At 59.0% G+C, this 24,317-nt stretch carries 22 protein-coding genes; 20 read left to right on the forward strand and 2 right to left on the reverse strand.

Annotated features, from left to right (window positions below):
- The first annotated feature begins 33 nt into the window (after window positions 1–33).
- The 13 genes from GC127_RS02175 (at window position 34) to GC127_RS02240 (ending at window position 14,636) form a co-directional block, all read left to right on the forward strand.
- Window positions 34–1,077, forward strand: coding sequence for an aliphatic amidase (locus GC127_RS02175; protein WP_151976134.1), 1,044 nt, complete (start codon window positions 34–36; stop codon window positions 1,075–1,077).
- A gap of 55 nt (window positions 1,078–1,132) precedes the next feature.
- Window positions 1,133–1,930 carry a CbbQ/NirQ/NorQ/GpvN family protein gene (locus GC127_RS02180; protein ID WP_151976133.1) on the forward strand — a complete coding sequence of 266 codons (798 nt, stop codon included), beginning with the start codon at window positions 1,133–1,135 and terminating at the stop codon, window positions 1,928–1,930.
- Complete coding sequence (locus tag GC127_RS02185; protein ID WP_151976132.1) at window positions 1,917–4,160, forward strand: nitric oxide reductase activation protein NorD; 2,244 nt, start codon at window positions 1,917–1,919, stop codon at window positions 4,158–4,160. Before GC127_RS02180 ends, GC127_RS02185 begins: the two co-directional genes overlap by 14 nt.
- A 403-nt stretch (window positions 4,161–4,563) precedes the next feature.
- Window positions 4,564–5,868, forward strand: coding sequence for a transporter substrate-binding protein (locus GC127_RS02195; RefSeq protein WP_151976131.1), 1,305 nt, complete (start codon window positions 4,564–4,566; stop codon window positions 5,866–5,868).
- Between the two features lie 77 nt (window positions 5,869–5,945).
- The gene (gene urtB, locus GC127_RS02200; RefSeq protein ID WP_008280646.1) at window positions 5,946–6,827 is read left to right on the forward strand and encodes an urea ABC transporter permease subunit UrtB; all 882 of its coding nucleotides are present in this window, start codon (window positions 5,946–5,948) and stop codon (window positions 6,825–6,827) included.
- 35 nt (window positions 6,828–6,862) lie between these two features.
- Window positions 6,863–7,969 carry an urea ABC transporter permease subunit UrtC gene (locus tag GC127_RS02205; protein ID WP_151976130.1) on the forward strand — a complete coding sequence of 369 codons (1,107 nt, stop codon included), beginning with the start codon at window positions 6,863–6,865 and terminating at the stop codon, window positions 7,967–7,969.
- Window positions 7,966–8,715 (forward strand): ABC transporter ATP-binding protein, encoded by a 750-nt coding sequence (locus tag GC127_RS02210; protein ID WP_081506706.1) that lies wholly within the window; start codon window positions 7,966–7,968, stop codon window positions 8,713–8,715. Before GC127_RS02205 ends, GC127_RS02210 begins: the two co-directional genes overlap by 4 nt.
- Window positions 8,715–9,413: an urea ABC transporter ATP-binding subunit UrtE gene (gene urtE, locus GC127_RS02215; RefSeq protein WP_008280642.1), complete on the forward strand. Its 699-nt coding sequence runs from the start codon at window positions 8,715–8,717 to the stop codon at window positions 9,411–9,413. The genes GC127_RS02210 and urtE overlap by 1 nt, the downstream gene beginning before the upstream one ends.
- Before the next feature lie 34 nt (window positions 9,414–9,447).
- Window positions 9,448–9,888 (forward strand): hypothetical protein, encoded by a 441-nt coding sequence (locus tag GC127_RS02220; RefSeq protein WP_008280641.1) that lies wholly within the window; start codon window positions 9,448–9,450, stop codon window positions 9,886–9,888.
- A gap of 98 nt (window positions 9,889–9,986) precedes the next feature.
- Complete coding sequence (locus GC127_RS02225) at window positions 9,987–12,392, forward strand: LamG domain-containing protein (RefSeq protein WP_232279179.1); 2,406 nt, start codon at window positions 9,987–9,989, stop codon at window positions 12,390–12,392.
- A 71-nt stretch (window positions 12,393–12,463) separates the two neighbouring features.
- Window positions 12,464–13,570: a Rieske (2Fe-2S) protein gene (locus GC127_RS02230; RefSeq protein WP_151976129.1), complete on the forward strand. Its 1,107-nt coding sequence runs from the start codon at window positions 12,464–12,466 to the stop codon at window positions 13,568–13,570.
- Window positions 13,567–14,274 (forward strand): tetratricopeptide repeat protein, encoded by a 708-nt coding sequence (locus GC127_RS02235; protein WP_151976128.1) that lies wholly within the window; start codon window positions 13,567–13,569, stop codon window positions 14,272–14,274. The genes GC127_RS02230 and GC127_RS02235 overlap by 4 nt, the downstream gene beginning before the upstream one ends.
- A 17-nt stretch (window positions 14,275–14,291) precedes the next feature.
- Window positions 14,292–14,636 carry a hypothetical protein gene (locus GC127_RS02240; protein ID WP_151976127.1) on the forward strand — a complete coding sequence of 115 codons (345 nt, stop codon included), beginning with the start codon at window positions 14,292–14,294 and terminating at the stop codon, window positions 14,634–14,636.
- 135 nt (window positions 14,637–14,771) lie between these two features.
- Here the strand turns inward: GC127_RS02240 and GC127_RS02245 are convergent, their stop codons facing one another.
- Window positions 14,772–15,083, reverse strand: a complete 312-nt coding sequence (locus GC127_RS02245; RefSeq protein WP_151976126.1) for a DUF6476 family protein — start codon at window positions 15,081–15,083, stop codon at window positions 14,772–14,774.
- On the opposite strand from GC127_RS02245, the gene GC127_RS02250 reads away from it, so the two are divergent.
- The 4 genes from GC127_RS02250 to GC127_RS02265 all read left to right on the forward strand — a co-directional run bounded on the left by GC127_RS02250 (window position 15,082) and on the right by GC127_RS02265 (window position 18,645).
- The gene (locus tag GC127_RS02250; protein ID WP_151976125.1) at window positions 15,082–16,110 is read left to right on the forward strand and encodes an RluA family pseudouridine synthase; all 1,029 of its coding nucleotides are present in this window, start codon (window positions 15,082–15,084) and stop codon (window positions 16,108–16,110) included. The genes GC127_RS02245 and GC127_RS02250 overlap by 2 nt on opposite strands.
- A gap of 158 nt (window positions 16,111–16,268) precedes the next feature.
- Entirely contained in the window at window positions 16,269–17,165 is an 897-nt protein-coding gene (gene rpoH, locus GC127_RS02255; protein ID WP_008280634.1) for an RNA polymerase sigma factor RpoH, read from the forward strand.
- 66 nt (window positions 17,166–17,231) lie between these two features.
- On the forward strand, window positions 17,232–18,311 hold the full coding sequence (locus GC127_RS02260) for an alpha/beta hydrolase (RefSeq protein ID WP_151976124.1): 1,080 nt from the start codon (window positions 17,232–17,234) through the stop codon (window positions 18,309–18,311).
- Window positions 18,312–18,375: 64 nt separating this feature from the next.
- Window positions 18,376–18,645, forward strand: coding sequence for a DksA/TraR family C4-type zinc finger protein (locus GC127_RS02265; RefSeq protein WP_151976123.1), 270 nt, complete (start codon window positions 18,376–18,378; stop codon window positions 18,643–18,645).
- A 106-nt stretch (window positions 18,646–18,751) separates the two neighbouring features.
- Here GC127_RS02265 and GC127_RS02270 read toward each other — a convergent pair whose 3' ends face one another.
- Complete coding sequence (locus GC127_RS02270; RefSeq protein WP_037297469.1) at window positions 18,752–20,572, reverse strand: M3 family oligoendopeptidase; 1,821 nt, start codon at window positions 20,570–20,572, stop codon at window positions 18,752–18,754.
- 322 nt (window positions 20,573–20,894) lie between these two features.
- Here GC127_RS02270 and GC127_RS02275 point away from each other — a divergent pair, with 322 nt between their 5' ends.
- The 3 genes from GC127_RS02275 to repB all read left to right on the forward strand — a co-directional run bounded on the left by GC127_RS02275 (window position 20,895) and on the right by repB (window position 24,312).
- The gene (locus tag GC127_RS02275; protein ID WP_151976122.1) at window positions 20,895–21,803 is read left to right on the forward strand and encodes a recombinase family protein; all 909 of its coding nucleotides are present in this window, start codon (window positions 20,895–20,897) and stop codon (window positions 21,801–21,803) included.
- A gap of 341 nt (window positions 21,804–22,144) precedes the next feature.
- Window positions 22,145–23,344 (forward strand): plasmid partitioning protein RepA, encoded by a 1,200-nt coding sequence (gene repA / locus GC127_RS02280; protein ID WP_009807965.1) that lies wholly within the window; start codon window positions 22,145–22,147, stop codon window positions 23,342–23,344.
- Window positions 23,344–24,312: a plasmid partitioning protein RepB gene (gene repB / locus GC127_RS02285; protein ID WP_254699961.1), complete on the forward strand. Its 969-nt coding sequence runs from the start codon at window positions 23,344–23,346 to the stop codon at window positions 24,310–24,312. Before repA ends, repB begins: the two co-directional genes overlap by 1 nt.
- The last annotated feature ends 5 nt before the right edge of the window (window positions 24,313–24,317 follow it).

The following is a 24,317-nucleotide window of genomic DNA, read 5'->3' on the forward strand; positions in this document are numbered from 1 at the left end:
TTGCCACTCCTGAAATCAGAAGGATCAAAGACCATGCATCACGGTGATATCGCAAGCAGCCACGACTCCGTCGGAGTCGCGGTGGTGAATTATAAAATGCCCCGGCTGCACACGCGGGCCGAGGTGATCGAGAACTGCCACAAGCTCGCGGAGATGCTGAAGGGCATGAAGCGCGGCCTGCCGGGCATGGATTTGGTGATCTTCCCTGAATATTCCTCTCATGGCGTCATGTATGACGAGACGGAAATGTACGAGACCGCCGCGTCAATCCCGGGCGAGGAGACGGCGATTTTTGCCCAGGCCTGCATTGCGGCGGATGTCTGGGGGGTGTTTTCGCTGACCGGCGAGCGGCACGAGGAGCACCCGAACAAAGCCCCCTACAACACGCTCATCCTGATGAACAACAAGGGTGAAATCGTTCAGAAATACCGCAAGATCATGCCTTGGGTGCCCATCGAGGGCTGGTATCCGGGCAATTGCACCTATGTCAGCGAAGGCCCCAAAGGGCTCAAGATTTCCCTGATCATCTGTGATGACGGCAATTATCCCGAAATCTGGCGCGATTGCGCGATGAAGGGTGCCGAACTGATCGTGCGTTGTCAGGGCTACATGTATCCAGCCAAGGAACAGCAGATCACCATGGCCAAGGCGATGGCCTGGGCCAATAACACCTATGTCGCCGTGGCCAATGCAACCGGCTTTGACGGTGTGTTCAGCTTCTTTGGTCATTCGACGATCTGCGGCTTTGACGGGCGCACGTTGGGAGAGTGCGGGACCGAGGAAATGGGCATTCAATTTGCGCCCCTCTCGGTCACGGCGATCCGCGAAGCGCGGCGCACGCTGCAATCCAACAACCACCTCTTCAAACTCGTGCATCGTGGCTACACGGGGATGATCAACTCGGGCGATGGGGACAAGGGCACCGCAGAAATGCCCTATGATTTCTATCGCAAATGGGTCGAAGACCCCGAAGGCACGCGCGAGATGGTCGAGGCCATGACCCGTTCCACCGTCGGCTCAGAGGAATGCCCGATCGACGGCATCCCGAACGAGAAAACCAAGGAAACGCATCGGTAATCGACAGTCTGGTCGGCGGAACGTCCGCCGACCCCCCCTTTTTGATGGAAACAGCATGTCACTCGAAACGTACCGCCTGACCGAAGAGCCCCGGTACCACCCAAGTGCGGATGAGATTGCGCTTTATGAGGCCGCGTATGAAATGCGCTTGCCCGTGATGCTCAAGGGACCGACCGGGTGCGGCAAGACCCGGTTTGTCGAACATATGGCGTGGAAACTGGGCAAGCCACTTGTCACGGTGGCATGCCACGAAGACATGACGGCCTCTGATTTCGTCGGGCGCTATCTCTTGGGGGCTGAGGGCACGTATTGGCAGGATGGGCCCCTGACAAGGGCGGTTCGCGAAGGCGGTATCTGTTATCTGGATGAAATCGTCGAGGCGCGTCAGGACACGACCGTCATCATCCACGCCTTGACCGATGATCGCCGCGTCCTGCCCTTGGAAAAGAAGGGTGAACTGGTCCGCGCGCACCCGGATTTCCAGTTGGTGATTTCCTATAACCCCGGCTACCAGAGCGTTCTCAAGGACCTTAAGGAGTCGACCAAGCAACGCTTTTGCGCCTTGGATTTCGATTATCCGGCGGCCACGATCGAGGCGAATATCATCGCCTCTGAATCCGGGCTCAACCCGCAGGATGCAGAGCGATTGACGCGGATCGCGGGCAAGAGCCGCAACCTGCGGGGCAAGGGACTGGACGAAGGCGCATCCACCCGGATGCTCATTCACGCAGGCCGCTTGATGGTTGCGGGGCTTCCCATCACCCAAGCCTGCAAATTCGCGGTGATCACCCCAATAACGGACGATCCCGAGATGCGTTCAACCCTGTCGGCGGCTGTTGATGCTTGTATCTGACGGGATAAAGGCCGAGGCGCTGACGCCGGCCATTTGTCAGGCCTTCGCTGGCCCCGACCGTGACGTGTATCTGCGCGCCTATGATCGCCTGAATGGCGCAGGATATGGCGCAGGGGTCGCGCGCGCCTTTGCATCCGCAGCACCGCGCGTGGCCGAACATGCGGGATCTGCGCAGGCCATCGCCATTGCTGCGGATGCCTCGCGGATCGCAATCAAGGCGCGGCCCCGCCTTGCGGCGACCTATCTCGAGCTGTGTCCCGCGATGGCAGTGAAGCTGCGCAATGCGGCCGATTTTCAGCAGTGGCGCGGGATGATCGCCGCGGTTCTTGGCCGCAGCCCCAAGGCTGTCGGTGCGGTGCTTGACCGCGCGGACCTGCTGCTCGACCGTCTTGGCCTAGAAGGGTTTTGCGCTTGGACCGAAACCGGGCTGATGGTGGGCGAGCTCGACACCGATCAGACCTTGGGCTTTTTCCGGCTAGAGACACCCGAGGCGCAGCGCCTGCTCGAACGCTACGCAGGAGAGGCGAATTTCCCAAGCCTTGAGGCCGGGCTTACGTCTTTTCACACCGCTCTCTGGCGGCACGCGCCGGTTCTGCGCGAAGCGGTTGCAGATGCGTCGAACCGCCGGGCGCGGCGGACGGGCTTTTCGGACGGTATCATCAGGATGCCTGCGTCGTTTCCGGGCTTCAAAGGACAGGAACAGCAGCTTTACCGCGCCGCGCTTGCGCATGTCGGCGCGCATGCCGCCTATGGCGGGCCGCGCTTTCCATTGGGGCAGCTCAAACCGCTGCAGCTTGCCGTTATCTCGTTGATCGAGGATGCGCGGGTGGAAGCGCTTGCTTTGCGCGATATGCCGGGCCTCATTCGCTTGTGGTTGCCGTTTCATACTGCGCGGTTTGACGGTCTTGCGACGGCACCAAACCTTTTTGCCGGTCTTGCGCGGGCCTTGATTGATCCGGCGTCCTGCCCCACCCACGGATGGATCCGCAAAGGTGTTGCGATGTTCGATGCCGCGTCCGGACGTCTGGACGATCCGGCCATATCGCGAGAAATCGGCAATATTCTGGGCAATGATCTCGGTCAGATCCGCGTTCAGTTCGATGCGCTGAGCTATGTGGTTCAGCCCGCCTATCGTGACGACAACCTCGGTCTTTGGGACTTGCCGGATGACCCGGATACGCCGCCCCCCTCTGACGAAATCGAAGTCGATTTGCACACCGCGCGGAACAGCGAAGTTGACGACCGACCGCAGGACCGCACGCAAGAGCAGACTGTGCCAGATGCGCAGGCCCGGTTGGACACAGTCAAGATCATCGGCGCGCCCCTTGAAGGGGGGCGCAAGGTATCCTGCCTGCCAGAATATGATCATTGCGCGGGTATCGAGCGCGACGACTGGGTGACGGTGAACAGCTATGAACCCGTCGCCGGGGATCATGGATTCTGGGATGCGCTGCGACAGCGGCATGGGACCACGATTGCGCGCATCAACCACGTGATCGTCAAGAACGAGGCGGGCAAAAGACGCAGGCTGAAGCAACAGGCCGAGGGAGAGACCCTTGATCTTGACGCCGCCGTTGATGCGGTGATCGCCATCCGGGCCGCGCGGCAACCAGATGATCGGGTCTACGCCTGCATCTTGCCGCCAGAGCGGTCGTTTGCGGTGCATCTTGTTCTGGATATTTCACAATCAACAGCGGACCTTGCCGCGCCGGGCATAAGCATTCTGGATATGGAACGCGATGCCGCAGCGATCCTTGCTGGCACGATGCAGCAACTGGGTGACGATCTTGCCATCACGGCATTCAGCTCGGCGGGACGGCATGATGTCCGTGTGATCCCGATCAAGACATTTGGCTCGCCTTTGGATGAGGCAACGGGGCGGGCACTGGCCGGGCTGCGTCCGGGGTTTTCAACGCGCATCGGCGCTGCGCTGCGCTTTGCCTCTCAACGTATGCAAGACGTGTCGCGGTATCGCAAACTTGTTCTTTTGGTCACTGATGGCGCACCGTCTGACATTGATGTGGCAGACCCAGAGTATCTGGTCGCGGATGCAAGACGCGCTGTTCAAACCATGCGCAGTCAAGGGATCGACGCTGTGTGCGTGGCCCTAGGCCCGGATGCCGGTCAGCGCCAGTCAGAGATCTTTGGGCGCAAATCCTGCGCCCAGATCACCGACATCGCAACTCTGCCAAGCACCCTTTCGGCGTTTTACCTGAGGATGACACGATGACCCGGATGCACCGCCTTTCAATGCCGTTCGCACCTGTAAAGACCTGCCTGTCGGTAGGGTGTGCAGGCCATTCCACGCGCAAGCTTTGCAACCTGGAAAGCGGCCTGTCACCGCAGCAAGAGAATCACCCGATCAGCATCAAACAGGCTCGGTATTTCGCGCTAAAGTTCAGTCCGATGTAGTTCACGTAACGCATTAAAATTAGACAGTTTTTCACAAATTTGGGCAGTCCTTCGGGGCAGTAAGACTTGTGTCTAAAATTTTCTCTATAGGAATAAAATATTCCCCTTATTAATTTTAATTGCTTGACGATGCTTCGGGATGGTTGCCAAATTTCTGTAATTGCACGGCAAAAAAACAACCAGCCGGCAAGCTAGAAAAACCCACAGAGAGGAACAAGAAGATGAAATTCAGCAGACGGAAATTTCTGAAGACTTCGGCAATGGCGGGCGCACTCGCGGCACCGGGAATATGGATTCCCAAATCGCGTGGCGCTTGGGGTGCCACGTTGACCGAGGGTAAGCCGATCAAGGTCGGCGTTCTGTTCTCGCTTACGGGCGGTCTGGCGGTGCCAGAGGAAGACTCGACGCTGGTCATGCAATATGCGATCGACGAAATCAACGCGGCAGGCGGCATCGCCGGTTCTCCGATCGAGCCAGTGATCATCGACGCCAAATCCGATTTCAGTGTCTACTCTGAAAAGGCGCGCGAACTTATCCTGCGTGATCAGGTTATTTCGATTTTCGGCTGCTATACCTCTGCCAGCCGCAAGGCGATCCTTCCCATCGTGATGCAGCGTGACAACCTGCTGTTCTACCCAACCTGTTACGAGGGGGCGGAATGCACGCAGAATACCGTCTGCACGGGTCCGCTGGCCAACCAGCACTCAAAAGACTTGATCCCCTACATGGTCGAAAACTTCGGCAAGCGGGTCTTTTTTGTCGGCTCCAACTATGTCTGGCCGAAAGAGTCGAACAAGAACGCGAAAATATGGCTGGAAACCGCGGGCGGCGAATTGCTGGGTGAGGAATACATCCCGCTTGGGGATTCAGAGTTCGGGCCGGTTCTGAACAAGATCCGCGAAGCGCAGCCTGATTTCATTTTCTCGACCGTGGTGGGCGCGTCTGACATCGCCTTCCACCGCCAGTTCAAGCAGGCTGGGTTCGATGCGGAAAAGATGCCGATTGCCTCGCTGACAACAGGTGAAATCGAAACCAAGGCGATGGGCGCGGAATACGGTGCTGGTCACTTCCTGTCTGCCCCGTATTTCATGGCGCTGGACAATCCGACGAACGAGAAATTCGTCGATGGCTTCCTCTCAAGCCCCTACGGCAAGAACGGTGTCACCCATTACAACATGTCCGAGACCTATAACTCTGCATATGTGTTCAAAGCGGCCATGGAAAAGGCCATCGCCGAACACGGGTTTGAAGAGGTTACACCGGCCCGCGTTCGCGATGCCTGCGCTGGCGTAAAGCTGAGCGCGGATATCTCGCCAGAAGGCGAAACCTGGGTGGATGAAGACAACTTCAACACTTGGTTGGTTCCCAAGATTGGCATCTGTCAGTCTGACGGCAGCTTCAAGATCGTCAAGCAGGCGGATGCGCATGTCGCTCCTGATCCGTACTCGATCTATCCCGATATCGGAACGTGCAAGGCGAATGGTCTTGTTGCACCGGACGGAACTGTTCGGACCGACGTTATCTGATGCTGACCCGTGGTGGCGGGACGCACCCGCTACCACGCCTTCCATACCGATCCTTACTTCATGTCAGGGGGCACGAAATGGACATCTCGTCTATTGCTTTCGCCAATTCGCTCATTCTCGGGCTGAGCATTGCCGGAATTTTCTTTGTTGCGGCGCTTGGGCTGACGATCATCTACGGAACCGCCGGTGTGATCAACATGGCGCATGGCGAATTCATCATGCTGGGCGCCTACACGGTCTATGCGCTGCAAACCTTTATGGGCGTGCCGTATTTTCTATGTATTCCGGTCGCCTTTGTCGTGGTGGGCGCAATCGGCTTTGCGATTGAAAAGTCCCTCATAAGGTATCTGTACAATCGTCCCCTCGATACGCTGCTCGCGACCTGGGGGGTGTCTCTTGTGCTTATTCAGGGAACGCGCCTGATCTTTGGCAGTGATCCGAAATATGTCCAAATCCCACAGTTTCTGTCGTCGAATATCGAAGTTGGCGGGCTGAGCCTTGGGGTGTTCCGCGTCTTTATCATCTTCATGGCGCTGGTGCTTGCGGCGGGTGTCTGGCTAATCTTTTACAAGACGGATTTCGGGATCAAAATCCGAGCCGTGACGCAAAATCGCGAAATCGCCGCGTCCTTCGGTATCAACTCGGGGCAGGTCTATTCCTTTACCTTTGCCTTGGGGGCCGGGCTTGCCGGTGTTGCCGGGGCCCTGTTCGGCGCGTTGAACATTGTTCTACCGACGATGGGCATGGGCTATGTTGTCGAGGCCTTCCTTACGGTTGTGACCGGCGGCGGCGCGCTTTTGGGAAGCGCCATTGCAAGCCTTGCGATTGGCGAGCTGCAATCCTTCTTCGCGCTCATCACCAACAGCACCTTCGCCAAGTTCCTGATCTTTGTGCTGATCGTCGTTTTCCTGAGATTCCGCCCGCAAGGACTGATCTCGGCAAGCGGCAAGCGTCGCTGAGAGAAACCATAATCTTATGACAGGCACTGATAAAAATGACCCATAACGCATATCACAACAAGACGCTGCAATGGCTCTTCTACATCGCCGTTCTCGCGGTTCTGGGCGCGGTGCCCCTGATATCAAACGACGCGTTCCTCCTGAATCAACTCGCGATTTACGGTGTCTATGGAATGCTCGCTGTGTCGATCAGCCTGTGTTGGGGCAGTGGTGGCATCCTGAACATGGGTCAGGGCATAGCGTTCGGGTTGGGTGCCTATTGCATGGCGATGACCATGCAGATGCAGACCCAGGCCGATGGCACCATCCCGCCTTTCATGCTCAACAACGGTCTGGATAGCCTGCCGCTGCTCTGGCAGCCTTTCCAGAACACCTCGACAGGCATCTTCCTCGCGCTTTTTGTGCCAACGGTGTTCTACCTGATCTTTGGTGGGATCATGTTCACGGCGCGCGTGTCGGGGCCGTTCTTTGCGATCATGACATTGGCAACGCTCAGCGCCTTTGCGACGATCTTCGTTGATCTGCAACCCTACACCAATGGCGTGAACGGCATTTCGCCGCCCAGTTCGCTCAAGCTGGACCAAACCGAGATCGACCCCTATTCAAGCGGTGCGTATTGGTTCGTCTTCGCCTTGTTGGCGGCATGCACTGTGGCGGCAAAGCTTATCAATCAAAGCAGGTTTGGCCTGATCGTGCGCGCCCTCAAGGACGATCCGGAACGTGTCCGGTTCCTTGGCTACAATGTCGCGATCTACGAAACGCTGGTCTACACTCTCTCGGGTTTGATCGCGGCCATCGCAGGCTGCTGCTTTGCGGTGCTCACGCAATATGTTTCGCCCGCGCAATTCGAAGTTGGGTTCTCGATCTCGATTGTGATCTGGGTGGCGCTTGGGGGCCGCAACTCTTTGATATGGGCGATGTTTGGGGCTTTCACGGTTCAAGGCGCGCAAAGCTATGTGGGCGACCAGTTTCTCAGCACATGGATACTGATCCTCGGGTTCTCGTTCATCCTTGTGGTGCGGTTCCTGCCTGGCGGCCTTGCGGGCTTGGTCGAAACGCTTCTTGGGCGGACCACCAAGCTGAAGATGGAGGCCGAGCACGCCAACCTTGAATTCAGCGACGGGAAAGAGGTGTTGAAATGATCGGCGGATTTTTCAAGGTCGTGAACATCGAGAAAAGTTTCGGCGGGAACAAGGTTATCAATGGCTTCAGCCTCGATGTGGCGGAAAACACGCTGCAATGTCTCGTCGGTCCGAATGGGGCGGGCAAGACGACCATGATCGACCTGATCAGTGGCCGCCAGAAACCCGACGCAGGCAAGGTCTATCTCAATGGCGATGATATCACCGGCAAGGGAGAGCACGAGATTTCGCGCAAAGGTATCGGGCGCAAGTTCCAGATTCCTGCCGTGCTCAAGGGGTTATCCGTGCGTGAAAACCTTGAGGTCGCCTATAGCCGCGAAGTGAACGCGCTGCGCAACATGTTCTCGATGCGGGCCAAGGGATGCGCCGAGAAACTCGACGAGATTTCCCAGCAGGTGCGTTTGACCAAACGTCTCGATGTAGAGGCGGGGCTGTTGTCACATGGCGAAACCCAATGGCTCGAGATCGGCATGGTGCTAATGCAGGATCCGGCGATCCTGTTACTCGACGAACCCGTGGCCGGCATGACCGAGAACGAGATCGGGCTGACGGTCGACATCCTCAACAAGCTCAAGCGCACCCATACGATCATCCTCGTCGAGCATGACATGGGCTTTGTGCGCAAGATCGCTGACGTGGTCACCGTGCTCCACATGGGGGCGCTTCTGGCGCAGGGCAGCATCGAGGAAATCGAAAAAGACGACCGCGTGCGCGCTGTCTATCTTGGTACGGAGGATGCACACTGATGCTGTTGCAACTGGAAAAGGTGTCGTCGTTCTACGGGCGAACACAGATTTTACGCGATATTGATTTCGGCGTGACCAAGGGCACCTGCATGTGTGTCTTGGGGCGCAATGGCGTGGGCAAGACCACCCTTTTGCGCACGATCATGGGTCTTGTCGACAAAATGACGGGCACGCTCTCCGTCTCGGACACCAACCTGACAAAGGCGCGCACCGATGAGCGGGCGAAATACGGGCTGGGCTATGTGCCACAGGGCCGTCAGATCCTTGGCAACTTTACGGTGCGCGAAAACATCCTGCTTGGCACTTTTGCCAAGGCAGATCGGAGTGGCAAGGTGCCAGAGATCTGTCTGGATCTCTTTCCCTACCTTGCCGAAAACCTGAACCGGCGCGCCGGTGAGCTATCGGGTGGGCAGCAGCAACAGCTTGCGATTTCGCGCGCGCTGGCAGTGGATCCGCAAATTCTTCTGCTGGATGAGCCCACCGAAGGCATCCAACCCAATATCGTGGCCGAAATCGGAGAGACGCTGCGCATGCTCAACAAGAAGATGGGCATCAGCATGATCCTGTCCGAACAGCATATCAAAGTGGCCCGCGATCTGGGGGATCAATTCGTGATGATGGACAACGGGCGCATCGTTGAATCCGGCGTCATTTCCGACCTCACCGACGAGATGGTCGACCGCCACATGACCGTTTGAAAACCAAAGCCACACATAACCAAGGGAGAAAAAAATGGAATCCATTCCAAAGAAGGGAACACCGGAGCGAGAGGCGCTGATCAAAGCGCATCTGGAATGTACGGAGTCGATGAAAGGCGTTGCCGGATTCTCGATCCTGAAATGTGAAACCCCCGGAGATACGACGGTTGTCTCGGGCGGGGTCCATGACGATCCGTTGCTAAAGCGGGTTTTGCTGCGCATGCGCGGGGAATCCACGGCGGGCAAGCTGATCATCATCTGCACAGAGGTCGAAAAGGAATGGCGCATCGGTCGCCTGTCGGGTGTGCGCGGCGTGCCGCCAGAGTTTGTTGATGACCGTGTTTTCACCGATGAGCAGGACGCGCAGCACGCCATCTTTCTGATGCGCCTCGACGAGCTGCCGGAAACTGCGGGCATGCCCGAGCACTACCGCGAGGGCTGGAAGCACCGCGACGACAACTGGCCTGTCACCTGATCCCACCCGGACAGGGGCCAAAGGAAAAAACCATCGTAACGGCAGGGGGCTGACAAGACGTCAGGCCACCTGTGAGACAGCCATAAGAGGAAAAGAACATGTCTGCAGCTATGCGACTTGCCGGCTATGCCGACACTTTCGGGGTGCATCCCGGAGGCACCATCAAATTCATGATCAATTGCGACGGCCCCAAGGAATTCAAGGCCGAAATCGTCCAGATGATCAACGGCGACACCAACCCACGCGGTCCCGGCTTTATCGAAAAAGCCGTGCCGGGGGGGCTGAACATCACGGTGCCCGGCCGCAAGCAGGTGATCCACAGCGGATCTTACGGCTATGTCGCCGATTGCAAGCAATTGCGCGTCGAGAGCTTCACACTTCAGTGCTGGATCTGGCCAACCGCGCCCAAGACGCATCCGAAATACTGGAAGCATGGCGAACAGGCCTTGGTCACCAAGTGGAGCGGCGGCAAGGGGTACGGCCTGTTTCTCAATGCGAAGGGGCATGTCGAGGTGCGCGTGAACGGCGTCACTCTCGAAAGCCCAGAGCCTGTCCGCGATCACGCCTGGCATTTCGTGGCCGCCACCTATGACGCGGCAAGCGGCGAGCTGATCCTGTATCACGAGCCGCAGGTGCATTACGCGCTTGATCCGGTGATCCCGCCCGTCTCCAAGACGATTTCGGAAAAAATCGAGCATCTGCCGATCCCTGCCGCTGTTGCGGCCTATGCCGAATGCCTATCGGACGATCCGACCGCGCAGTCTTCGGTGCCTGCTGGTGTGGTTCTGGCCGGAAAGTACAACGGCAAAATCGAAGCACCGCGCATCTGCTCCAAGGCCTTGTCGCGTCAGGACATCGAGACGATGAAACTGGGCGCGCAATCGGGCCTGACAGAACGCCGCAACTCTGGCCCGACCGGTGCCTTGTCAGAGGTGATCGTTGCGGCGTGGGATTTCTCCCACGGGATTGACACGATCAAAGGCAAGGATTTCGGCCCCTATCGTCTGGACCTCGATTTCGTGAACCTGCCGACCCGAGGCATGACCGGCCACAACTGGAGCGGCACCGTCTTTGATTGGAAGGAAGCCCCAAAAGAATACGCGGCAATCAGCTTTCACGACGATGATATCGACGATGCGCGCTGGGAGGTCGATTTCGAATGGCAGGTGCCCGCCGATTGCAAGAGCCGCTCTTACGCGGCCAAGCTGACGACGGCTGACGGCGATGAGGACTACGTGCCGTTCTGGGTCGTCCCGGAAATCGGCAAGGAGCAGTCCAAGATCGCCTTCATGGTGCCCACGATCAGCTATATGGCCTATGCCAACGAACATGTCGCCTGTAACGCGGGCGCGGCGGAGCTGTTTATCTACCGCGTGCCCATCATGCAGCATCAAAACATGTTTCTGGCCGAGCACCGCGAATACGGTGGCTCGATCTATGACACGCATACCGACGGCACCGGCATCTGTTTCTCGTCCCGCCTGCGCCCGATCCTCAGCAACCGGCCCAAGTATGACCACTTCCTGGCCCAGGCCCCCTGGCAATACCCGGCAGATCTGCATCTGATCTACTGGCTGGAAACCATGGGGTATGAATACGACTGCATCACCGATGAAGACATCACCTATGACGGGCTCGCGCGTCTGGAAAACTACAATGTCATCATCACCGGATCGCATCCCGAGCATAACTCGGGAACCCAGCTTGATGCGCTGCACAACTACACGCAGCGCGGTGGACGGCTGATGTATATGGGCGCGGATGCTTGGTATTGGGTCCATTCCTTCCATCCCGCCTACGAGGACAAGGGGCGTGGTGTCATCACAGAGATGCGGCGCTGCGAATCCGGCATCCGTACATGGCGCGCCGATCCCGGTGAATACTATCACGCGGGCACGGGCGAGCTGGGCGGGATGTGGCGTTTCCGTGGCCGCTACCTGCACTCAGTGGCGGGTGTGGGCATGTCGTCAGAAGGGTTCGACGTTTCGAGCTATTTCTCAAGAACCCCGGAAAGCAACAACCCCCGTGTATCCTGGGCGTTCGAGGGGATCGACTATGACGAAATGCTGGGCAATTTCGGGCTTGTGGGCGGTGGTGCTGCCGGTCTTGAACTCGACATCGTCGATTTCACCCTCGGCTCGCCCCCCCACACGCTGACGGTGGCAACATCGGCGGGCCGTCATACCGAGGCGTATCTTCTGGTGACCGAGGATTTCGGCTTTAACCAGCAGGGGCTTGACGGCACGACGCACCCGCGCGTTCGCGGCGATATCGCCTTTCACGAAACGCCGAATGGGGGCGCATGTTTCTCGTTCTCGTCAATCGCCTATTGCGGCTCACTGCCTTGGAACAACTGCGACAACAATATCTCCAAGTTGACCAAGAATGTGCTGGATCACTTCATGGTCGATGGTCCGTTGCCCGCAGCACCCAAGTCCGAGATCCGGGCGCGGGGCCGTGCGGATGGCGATGCCGGAAACCCCGATCTGGTCCCGGCAGAGTAACGCAAGAGGGGGTCGGCGCTGCGTGCGCCGGCCCCACCTTTAGACAGCCCACCCAAAAACCGGAGGCACCAATGGTACGCAGACCTGACCTTGGCTATCGCGACGAGGGCGTGAACCTAAGCGACCCAAGCGTGTTCGACAGGGTGCGCCGACCCTTTGGCGAGGCAATCGGTCTGCCCCGGGTTGCTTACCGCTCGCTTCAGTTTCTCTACCTTGAAGACGAGGCCATCTGGACCCGAGACTGGGTGTCTGTCGGTACGGTCCATGAAATTCCTGCAGAGGGCGATATCCTGCCCTTTACCCTTGGCTATCACGGCGTCCACGTTCAACGGATGGAGGATGGCAGCCTAGAGGCACGGTTCAATATGGCGCAACATGGCGGGTGCCGCATGGTGCCAACGCAATGCCAGCAGGGTGAGCGCACCAGTTGTTCGTTCACCTCTTGCGGCTATAGCCGCGACCGGGGCCCGATTACCACAGGAGAGGGGCCGGACAATACCCGCATCAAGTACCAATATCTGGGCCTGCGCCCTGAGCGGCTGCATCCGGTTCACGTGGCACAGCTTGGCGATCTGCTGTTCCTCAACATCGACCCGGGCGGCGCCGACAGTGATCTGGCAGGTGATCTGACCCTGCCCGTGCCGGTAATGCGGCCCGATGCCGTGCGGGCGCATCGTCAATGGCTTGAGTTTGACGCCAATTGGAAGTTTTCGGGCCAGATGTTGGCCCGCGTGGACGAGATGCTGACGTCTTCGGATCGTGCCATGCAGGGCCGCAGAGCCGCGTCTGACGGGTCGCAGATCGCGGTTCAATGGATTTTTCCCAACCTCATTCTGCTCACGCAAGGGGCCGAGACCTGCGCGATCACGCTTCAGCACACGGCGATCACGAAAACCCTGTTCCGGATAGAGATCCTCTCGGACTGTCCGCTCGATGCCGAACGTCTGGCGTTCTGGCACAAAGAATTGTTGCATGCCGGAACCGGGGCAGAGGCGCTTCAGGATAGCATCCCGTCAAGCGCGTCACGCGACCGCGTCCAGGACTGTGCCGTTGATCAGACGCAGGATCAGATCGCCGCGTGGTGGGCGCATAACGCGCTCATCTCGCGTTTTGTGAAGATGCCGCAGGTCGACAGCGACATCCCGATTTTCCGCAACGTGGAGCATTATCTGATATGACCGATCTTTCCCTGCAAGAGCCTTCGGGCAAACTTGGCGACACCCTTATGGATGGGGTGGCCCTTTACGAGGCTGGCAAGTTCAAGGCTGCCTATGACCTCTTTTATGACTGTGCCAAAGCTGGCGATGCGACCGCTTGGTTCTGGCTGTCAGTCATGCACATGAATGGCGACGGGGTCGCGGTTGACAAGCAGATGGGGTTCAAATGCTGTCTCAAGGCCGCCGAGATGGGCAGTGTTCAGGCGCAGACAAATCTTGGCGTGATGTATATTCAGGGCGACGGCGTGACCGAAGATGCGCGCACTGGTCTGATGTGGCTGTGCCGCGCCGCCGATGCCGGTGACACCGGTGCGCAGTTCAATGCGGCCACGCTTCTGTCTGCGGGCAAGGTTGTGGACAAAGATCTCGAAACCGCGGCCAAGTATTACCGGATGGCTGCCGAAAGTGGGTATTTCCCGGCGCAGGCGCGGCTTGGGTTCAGCTACAGGAATGGGTTTGGCGTGGCCAAGGATTGTCAGCAGGCGTTTTTGTGGTTGACGCTGGCCTCTCAGCACGGCGCGGGCAGCGCGATCAGCATGCTTGAAGGTCTCGTGTCCGAGATGACGCCAGATGAGCTGCACCGTGGGCATCAGATGGTCGAGAAATGGATGCAGGACCACCGAGGCGGCGCAGGTGACGTTCGGTTCCGGGTGAGCACCAATTAACCTGAAAGGATCCGGTTTTGCGGTTCAGCGTTCAGCAGATCAAATACGATTTCCTCTATGCCATCAAAGAGTTCGACTCTGACGGTACGCGGTGGGGGGTGGTGACGTCGCCCGTGCCCCCATCTGAGACGCTGTCGCGGATGGGCTTTGATGTTGCGGATTTCATCTATCTGGGTAAACCGGCGGGCACCCCGCGCGCCGCCGAGATTGTGAAGGCGTTCTTCATTCAGCGCTTCGGGACCGTAGACTCAGGGCAATTAGAGGCAGAGGGAACAGCCGAATGGGTTATTCTGTTTCGTTCCAAAGAGAGCCTTCCGAGCAAGGCTGATCTGCTGGAGCCGTTAAACGCGGTCGGGGATTGAGCGCAGCCCGGTCAGTTCTCAGGGACACTCAACACGGATGACCTGAATAAGTTTTAAAAGGCTGTTATCAGATAGCTTCGTGGGTCCAATGCGCCCTTGGTCCAGTCAGGGGTGCGGCACCACCCCCCAAACGTATCAATTCTGCGTCTCGATGTTCACGGTTTGCCGCAGCGTGCTGCCTGTGCGATCGTAAATCAGGATGCGATTGTCCTCAGTCACAATGGCAATCCAGTCCGGCCCTTGGGTAAAGGCGGTGGCACGGGTGCCCTCGGGTAGGGTCAGGCTGTCGGGCAAGGACAGCGCGCCCCTATCCTCGCCCCAGAAGCGGGTGACAAAGAGGCCGATGATCACTATGAGGCCGACAACCATCGTGGCGGTCAACAGCGTGACCAACCGCGCCAGAAACTTCAAAGTGGCCGGGCTGACCGGCGGAGAGTTGTCATTCATGGGCTTGGACCCGCTTGTTTTCCGGATCGGGGATGATCCGCCTCAGCGCCTTGATAAGGCGCTTGTCCGCGATGTGCCAGAGGCGGCGGTGCTGTCGCGCACGCGCCTGGCACGGCTGCTGGAAGAGGGGGCCGTACGGGTCAATGGCGCGGTCGTGTCTGAGGCCAAGGCGCGGGTGCAGGCGGGGGACCTTATCGAGATTGTCGTGCCCGAGGCGCGCGAGAGCCATATGGCGCCAGAGGCCATCGCGCTAGAGGTGGTCTATGAGGATGACGATCTCATCGTCGTCAACAAACCTGCGGGCATGGTGGTGCATCCCGCCCCCGGCAGCCCCGAGGGCACGCTGGTCAATGCGCTTTTGCATCACTGTGGCGACAGCCTCTCGGGCGTGGGCGGGGCCAAACGACCGGGCATTGTCCACCGCATCGACAAAGAGACCAGCGGCCTTTTGGTGGTGGCCAAGTCGGATGCCGCGCATCAGGGCCTTGCGGCGCAATTCGAGGCGCATAGCGTCGAGCGCCAGTATCGCGCCGTGGTCTACGGCGTGCCCGAGGCAAGCGATCCACGCCTGCGTGGCCTGCGGGGGATCAGCTTTGAGCCCGGCAATATCTTGCGCATCGCCACGCGCCTTGCGCGCCACAAAACCGACCGGCAGCGGCAGGCGGTGCTGTTCGAGGGCGGGCGGCATGCGGTGACGCGGGCGCGGGTGATCGAGAGCTTCGGCACGCCCGGCGTTGCCGCGCTGATGGAGTGTTGGCTAGAGACCGGCCGCACCCATCAGATCCGGGTGCATATGGCCTATGCGGGCCATGGGTTGATCGGGGATCCGGTCTATGGCGGGCGGCGCAAGCTCAAGGAAAAGGCGCTTTTGCCTGCGGGTGTCGCGGCGGCGCAGGAATTTCTGCGTCAGGCGCTGCACGCGGCGGTTCTGGGCTTTGTGCATCCCGGAACGGGCGCGGCGCTGCGGTTCGAGGCGGACTTGCCTCAGGATATGCTGGCGCTCCTCTCTGCCTTGCGCGGGGCATGACAGCGGCGCAATATCTTGTGAATTCCTGTCACAATACGGGTGCAGCGACGGAAACACCTTAGATGCGCGTTAAGATAGTCATGTACGGCTGTCTTGAAAGGACAGTAGCGCATACCTAGTTGAATGTTAACGATGCAAACATCAGGAGGGACGACAGCGTGGGAAATTATAACAATCTGCCAGCCCCGACCCCGGAAGGCGGGCTGAACCGCTATATGCAGGAAATCCGCAAGTTCCCGCTTTTGGAGCCGGAAGAAGAATATATGCTGGCCAAGCGTTGGGCCGAGGAGCAGGACACCGAAGCCGCGCATAAGATGGTCACAAGCCATTTGCGCCTCGCGGCCAAGATCGCCATGGGCTATCGCGGTTACGGTCTGCCGCAGGCCGAAGTGATTTCCGAGGCGAATGTGGGCCTTATGCAGGCGGTCAAGCGGTTCGACCCCGAGCGCGGCTTTCGTCTGGCGACCTATGCGATGTGGTGGATTCGTGCCAGCATTCAGGAATATATCCTGCGCTCGTGGAGCCTTGTGAAACTGGGCACCACCTCGGCGCAGAAGAAGCTGTTTTTCAATCTGCGCAAGGCCAAGGCCAAGATCGGCGCATTGGAAGAGGGCGATATGCGGCCCGATGTGGTCAAAAAGATCGCCACAGATCTGGGCGTGACCGAGGCCGAAGTCATCAGCATGAACCAGCGTATGGCGGGTGCGGATGCCTCGCTCAATGCCACGGTCGGGGCCGAGGGCGAAGGCTCTATGCAATGGCAGGACTGGCTTGAGGATGAGGATGCCGATCAGGCCGGCGATTACGAGCGGCGTGATGAATTGGATGCGCGGCGCGAATTGCTGGTGCAGGCGATGGATGTGCTCAACGAGCGCGAGCGCGACATTCTCACCCAGCGGCGGCTGAGCGACGAGACCGTGACGCTCGAGGATCTGAGCGCCGAATATGACGTGAGCCGCGAGCGCATTCGTCAGATCGAGGTGCGGGCCTTTGAAAAGCTGCAAAAGCGGATGCGGGCCTTGGCCCAGGAAAAGGGCATGCTGACCTCGGCCTAAGGTCTCTTGGCGGCGCGCGGCTTTGCGCGTATCTCTCACGCCGAACATGAGCGTGTGAGGCAGGGTATGGGGCAGGGTGTAAACTGGGCAGAGAGTGTCAGGCGCGCGATGCTGGGCGGCGCAATCCTGCTGCTTGCCGCCTGTTCCCCGCGCGTCACCGCAGAGCGCGCGGCCCCCAACCCCGCCGCCACGATCCAGCCCGTTTATGTGGCGACGGGGCGCAAACTCGATCAGACCGGGCCGATCTTTGGGCTAGAACGGCCTGAGGGTCTGCGGTTCTTCCGGGCGGATGTGTCGGTGCCCCCGACCCACACGCCGGGGCAGATCGAATGGCCCGATGGCCCGCCTGATGCCGCCACCGATTTTGTTGTGACGGGCACCGAAGTCTATGACGGGGCGGCGGCCATGCAACGCGCGATGCGCCGCGCCCATCCCGAAACACGCGAGACGCTGCTCTTCGTGCACGGCTATAACAACACCCTCTCCGAGGCGATGTATCGGCTGGCCCAGATCCAGACTGATTTTGACACGGCCATGCCCGGCGTGCTGTTTTCCTGGCCCTCGGCAGGGGACCCGCGCGGCTATATCTACGACCGCGACTCGGTGCTCTTTGCGCGCGACGATCTGCAAAAGGTGTTGCGCCAGTTGACGGGCGCGCCGGGCGACCGGGTGTTCCTGCTCGCGCATTCCATGGGATCAAGCCTTGTGATGGAGGCGCTGCGCAGTATTGCCCTAAGCGAAGACCGCCATTTGCTGCGCCGGATCAGCGGCGTGGTGCTGATGTCGCCCGATATTGATCCCGATGTGTTCGACCGGCAGGCCGAGGCGATTGGCGAATTGCCCCAGCCCTTCCTCATTTTCATCACCAAGGCCGATCGCGCCCTGTCGCTCTCGGGCTTTATCACCGGACGCAAGCCGCGCCTTGGCATGATCGACCGCGCCGACAAGGTGCAGCGCCCCGATGTTCAGGTGATCGACTTTACCGCGCTGGCCGATGGCTCTGGCCTCAACCATTTCGTGCCCGTGACCTCGCCTGCCGCCATCGACTTTTTGCGTGGCATCATGGCTGGCACCAACGGTATCAGCGGCGAGTTTGTGCGCGATATGACGCTAAGCCTGCCCAAGCCCCGCGTTTTGCTGCCCTGAGCGGCGCGGAATTGACGGGACGCGCGCAAGGCGTAAACTGACCCCGGCAGAGGAGCGAGGCGACATGGCCGGTGGATGGGCGCGCGACGGCGCGGTAAGCGAACAGATCGAGGCGTCGATTTCCGACGAATTGGCGCGCCTCAAGGCGCGGCGTGGGCCAGAGGGCGAGAGCCTGACCCAGTGCGCCGAATGCGAAGAACCCATCCCCGAGGCGCGGCGCGTGGCCATTCCGGGGGTCAAGCTCTGCATCGACTGCCAGCAAGAGCGCGACGCGGCGCATCAACCGCGCGGCGGCATCAACCGGCGTGGATCAAAGGACAGCCAGTTGAAGTGAAAGGTTGGGGGGCTCTGCCCCCCGTGCCCCCCGAGGTATTTTGGGCCAGATGAAAGCCACTTTTGGCTTCTTTATGGCTTAAATACTCATTTCTGAGGCCTGCGGCTTAGCCCTCCATCGCCTCTAACTCGTCGATCATGCCTGAAATCATGCTCAGCCCCTTGTCCCAAAAGGCCGGGTCCGAGGCATCGAGACCGAAGGGCGCCAAAAGCTCTTTGTGATGCTTGGAGCCCCCCGCCTTGAGCAGATCGAAATACTTGTCTTGAAAGCCGTCGGGGTTTTCTTCGTAGACCGCATAGAGCGCATTCACCAACCCATCGCCAAAGGCATAGGCATAGACGTAGAAGGGCGAGTGGATGAAATGCGGGATATAGGCCCAGAAGGTTTCATACCCGTCCATGAAATCAAAGGCTTCGCCCAAGCTCTGGGCTTGCACGCTCATCCAGAGGGCGTTGATGTCATCGGGGGTCAATTCGCCCTCGCGCCGCGCGGCGTGGAGCTTGCATTCAAAGTCGTAGAAGGCGATCTGGCGCACGACCGTGTTGATCATATCCTCAACCTTGCCCGCGAGCAGCACCTTGCGTTCGGCCTGGGTCTGCGCCCCTGCCAGCATGCGGCGGAAGGTCAGCATCTCGCCGAAAACGCTGGCGGTTTCGGCCAGAGTGAGCGGCGTCGAGGACAGCAATTCGCCCTGATCCGCCGCCAGACGCTGATGCACGCCGTGGCCCAATTCATGGGCAAGCGTCATCACGTCGCGCGGTTTGCCAAGGTAGTTCAGCATCACATAGGGATGCACCGTGGTCACGGTTGGATGGGCAAAGGCACCCGGCGCCTTGCCCGGTTTCACGCCCGCGTCGATCCAGCCCCGCTCGAAAAACGGCTGCGCGAGATCGGCCATGCGCGGATCAAAGGCGGCATAGGCGCCCATCACCGTATCGCGGGCCTCGTCCCAATCGACAAGGCGCGTGGCCTCCATCGGCAGAGGCGCGTTGCGGTCCCAGACCTGCATGCGCTCCAGCCCCAGCCATTTGCGCTTGAGCTCGTAATAGCGATGCGAGAGCTTGGGATAGGCCGCGACAACCGCATTGCGCAGCGCCTCGACCACCTCCGGCTCGACATCGTTGCTCAGGTGCCGCCCGGTCTGCGCCGTGGGCATCTTGCGCCAGCGGTCGATCACCTCTTTTTCCTTGGCTTGCGTGTTATGGACACGGGCAAAGGTGCGGATATTCTCGCCGAACACCCGCGCCAATTCGCGCGCCGCGGATTCGCGTTTGGAGCGGTCCTGTTCGGTCAGAAGGTTCAGCGTGCCCTCGATAGTAAGGTCGTCGCCATCCACGGTAAAGGTCAGCCCGGCGATGGTCTCGTCAAAGAGCCGTTCCCACGCATCGCCCACCACGCCCAGATCATGCAGGAATTTCTCAAGCTCATCCGACAGCTGATAGGGTTTCATGGCGCGGATGCGGTCGAGCACCGGCTTGTAGCGGGCAAGATCGGCATTTTCGGCATACATCGCCGTCAGCGCGCCCTCGTCGAGCCGGTTCAGTTCGAGCGAGAAGAACACCAGCGGGGTGGTGGAATTCGTCACCTTTTCTTGGCAATCGGACATGAATTTTGCCCGCCCGCCATCAGTCGTAAGCTGGTAATAGCGCAGCCCTGCATAAGACATGATGCGCCCCGCCGTGGTGCTGATCGCCTCGTCGCGGCGGATACACTCCAAGAGGCCCGCCGCGTCGAGCGTGGCCAGCTTGCCCTCGTAATCGGTGGCGAATTCAGCGCAGGCGCTGTGCAGCCAGTCCAGATCACGCTTGAGTTCGGGGGCTTTCTCAGAGGTGTAGAGATCGCTCAGGTCCCATTCCGGCAGTTGGCCCAAGTTCCTGTTGCCAGAGCTGGCATTGGCATCGCGGACGGGAAACGGCAGGTTGAGCATGAGAGCACCTCTTGTTGACATGGCCCAGACATAGGCCGGGGGGGCGGGGGCCACAAGGGNCGATTCATCATGCAACGCAGGCGCTTGAGGCTTCATATGTGCAAAATACTGGAATTCTGCACGTTACCCAAGGGTTTTGTCAGAGTACGCCCGCGCTCCTTATATAGCACGCGCGGGTGATGGTCGGCGAGGGCTCTCTAGTCGCGCTCAGCCTATGGAAACCAAGGGTTTTCCGTTGAGCAAGGCCACAGAGAGCGCCATTGCATTCGTTTACAAACGGTCGTTTAATAACGGTATATGAAATTGCAAACGGCTGATTTTCATGCCCCTGATAGGCTATGCGCGCGTATCCACAGAGGATCAGACCCCCCTGCCCCAGTCTGAGGCCCTGCAAACTGCGGGATGCGCCGAAATCTTCGAAGAACACGGCTCTGGCGGCAATCGCGCGCGTCCGGTGCTTGCGCGGGTACTCGAACGTGTCCAGAGCGGCGACACGTTGGTTGTCGTTCGGATCGACCGGCTGGCGCGGTCTCTCTCACATCTGCTGGAGGTGATCGAACGGCTGGAGGCCAAGGGGGCGTTCTTTCGTTCCATTCAGGACCCGATCGACACCGGATCCCCGCAAGGCAAGTTCACGCTTCAGGTTCTGGGCGCCGCGGCCGAGTTTGAGCGGGCGCTGATCCGCGAACGTACCAAGGCGGGGCTGGCGAGTGCCCGTACTAAGGGCCGGGTCGGCGGGAACCCGGGCCTACGCGCCCGCGATCCAGCGGCGCTACGCAAGGTGCGGCTCGCGCGGCAAGACGGCTACATGGAGCGTCTGAACGAGACGGCACAAGATTGGGTGCCCCATGTGCGCCGGTTGCGCCCCGACTTGGCCTGGGAAGACGTTGTGCGCATTATCAACGGCCCCCTGCCCGAGGCGCGTCGCTGGACCCAAAGCCGTCTCTTGCGCGCTGTGAAGGCCTATGTCCGCGACGGCTTCCTGCCTACCCAGGTGCTGGCCCGCGCCGGGCGCCGCGAAACGGACGATCGACTGCCCGCCATTATTGCTGGCATCAAGGGCGCAGATCCCGACATCACGCTTCAAGCGATCTGTGAACGGCTGGAATCTATGCGCGAACGCACGCCTCGTGGCCGAACAAGATGGCAGCCGTCTTCGGTGAAAATGCTGTTGGAGCGGGCGGAACGACTTGGCCTCATGCCGTACGAATCGAGCCAAAATCAGATGTAGCTTCTGACCCGAATCCAAAAAATTTCACCGGGAGAAAACTCCGCAGGAGGCAGAAAGTGCCATTAGTTGCTTGGGGTTAGCTGCTAATGTGCCAACTCAACAGAGTAGCGGCTCGATTTGGTTAGATCTGCATTTAATATATCTATATCAATGACTTGATGAGTTTTTTACACGACAACACCTATAGGTGTTGTGGATAACTTTCACACTACATTTAGATTCTTCTTGCCGGACTCACTGGATCGTGGCATTCCCATTCTGACGGCAAAACGCGTCAGACACGCTGTACACCGTCAGAATGACTAAGAGCCTCAACAGAGGCCGAGAGTGGGCGGCAGGACATGGATGATCGTAACATTGGATACACGCAAGGCATAGGCTCTTCCGATATCGGAGCATTTGCCGACAATCTGGCTGAGTCTTTGGATCGCCAGATGAAGATCGCTTTCGAACCCGAAGAACGAAAGTCCCTACGCCGCTTCAGTTCCACCGAAGTCGCCGGCCTCCTGCGCGTAAGCACATCTAACCTGCGCAACCGGCACAAGGACGGCAGCTTCCCGGAAGTGCATACAGACAACCGCGGACACCGGTTCTACACAGCCCAAGAGATTGATGAGTTGCGCGATGTTCTTGGACGCACTGGAAAGAACGCAGAAAGCTACCGCCCAGGTCGACGTGATGGCGATCGTCTCCAGGTGATATCCGTCGTCAACTTCAAAGGCGGTTCATCAAAGACTACTGCAACGATTCATCTTGCGCAAAGGTATGCCTTGCGCGGTTACCGCGTGCTGGTCCTAGACCTCGATCCGCAAGCAAGTTTGACCACGTTTTTCGGCTTTCGGCCCGAGCTTGAGTTCGCCGATGGCGGCACAATCTATGATGCTTTGAGATATGAGGACCAAGTTCCTCTCTCGAACGTCATCCAAAAGACCTACTTCCATAAGCTCGACATGGTGCCCGCCGGTTTGATGCTCTCGGAGTACGAAACCGAGACCGCAAACGCTCTCGCCCGTCGCGTACAGCCCATCTTTGCAGAGCGCCTCGCCTTGGCGCTTGAAGAGGTTGAGGCAAACTACGACATCGTCCTGATCGACTGCCCGCCTCAGCTTGGGTTTCTAACCCTGACTGCGCTGGCAGCCTCGACGGGGCTTTTGGTTACCGTGGTACCTGGCATGCTTGACATCGCATCCATGAGCCAATTCCTGAAGCTTGCTTCAGAAACGGTCAAGGCCGTGGAGGAAGCCATCGGTCGGCGTGTCACATGGGATTTTGTCAAGTTCCTGATTACCAGATATGAACCGTCGGACGGTCCGCAGACCCAAATGGCAGGCTACCTGAGATCAATTCTGGCAGGTCAGGTCATGACAGAGCCGATGCTGAAGTCTACGGCGATCTCCGACGCGGGAATGACCCAGCAGACCGTCTACGAAGTCGATCCAAGCCAATTCATCAGAAAGACAATTGATCGCGCCCTGACCAGCGTGAATGGCGTTGGCGATGAGCTAGAGCAGACGATCCAAATGGCATGGGGGCGTCGCTGATGGCCCGAAACATCTTCAACCAGCCTCCAAGGAATGAGACGGAGAGCGGAGCCCCCTCCCCTACCCCGCTAAAAGCGGCAAAGCTGCCGGGATCTGTTGGAGGATTGCGCGACTCTTTGCGCGAGATCACAGCAAACTCGATTCGCGATATCGAACCCGATCAGATTGACATGGATGGGCTGCGCGATCGGTTGGTACTGGAAGATTCCAGTATCGATGAGTTGGCCGAGAGCATTCGCAAGCATGGCCAACAAGTGCCTATCATGGTCCGTCCATCAGCCCAACCGGACAGATACCGCATCATCTACGGCCGCCGCAGGCTTGCGGCGATCCGTAAGGTCGGTGGAACGGTCAAGGCAATTGTTCGAACCTTGGACGATGACGCATCTCTGATCGCTCAAGGCCAGGAGAACAACCTCAGGCTTGATCCGTCTTTTATAGAAAAGTCTCTTTTTATCAAAGAGATGCAAGAATCCGGGTACAAACCCGGTGTCATTCAAGATGCTCTAGGTCTGACCCGGCAAGGCGTATCCAACCACAGGGTCGTCATAGAACAACTGCCAGACGGTCTTGTTCAACTCATCGGGCCAGCACATGGGATCGGACGACGGCAGTGGGGTGATCTAGCTGCCTTGTCGGTGAAGGTAGATTTGGTGGACATCGCCAAAGAGGCGCTCGCCGCCCTGCCCGACGACACTCCTAGTTCCGAAAAGTTCCAAGCGGTCTATTCGGCTTGCTCGAGCAAAGCACGTAGCGACAAGAAGCCGCCCAATCGTGGGCTGACTTCGGTCATCAATGATGAGAACGGCAATTCATTGGGCACGCTGACAATCGATGAGAAGGCGATCGCTCTCAAGGTCACCAAGAAGGACAATCCAGAATTCGGCCAATGGCTCGAAGAGCACGCGGAAGCTACGCTTTTGCAACTCTTCGTACAGTGGCGGAATGAGAGAGGCTCTGGGTCCTAACCCAG

It is taken from the genome of Roseovarius sp. EC-HK134 (genome assembly GCF_902498815.1).
GTDB classification, from domain to species: Bacteria; Pseudomonadota; Alphaproteobacteria; order Rhodobacterales; family Rhodobacteraceae; genus Roseovarius; species Roseovarius mucosus_A.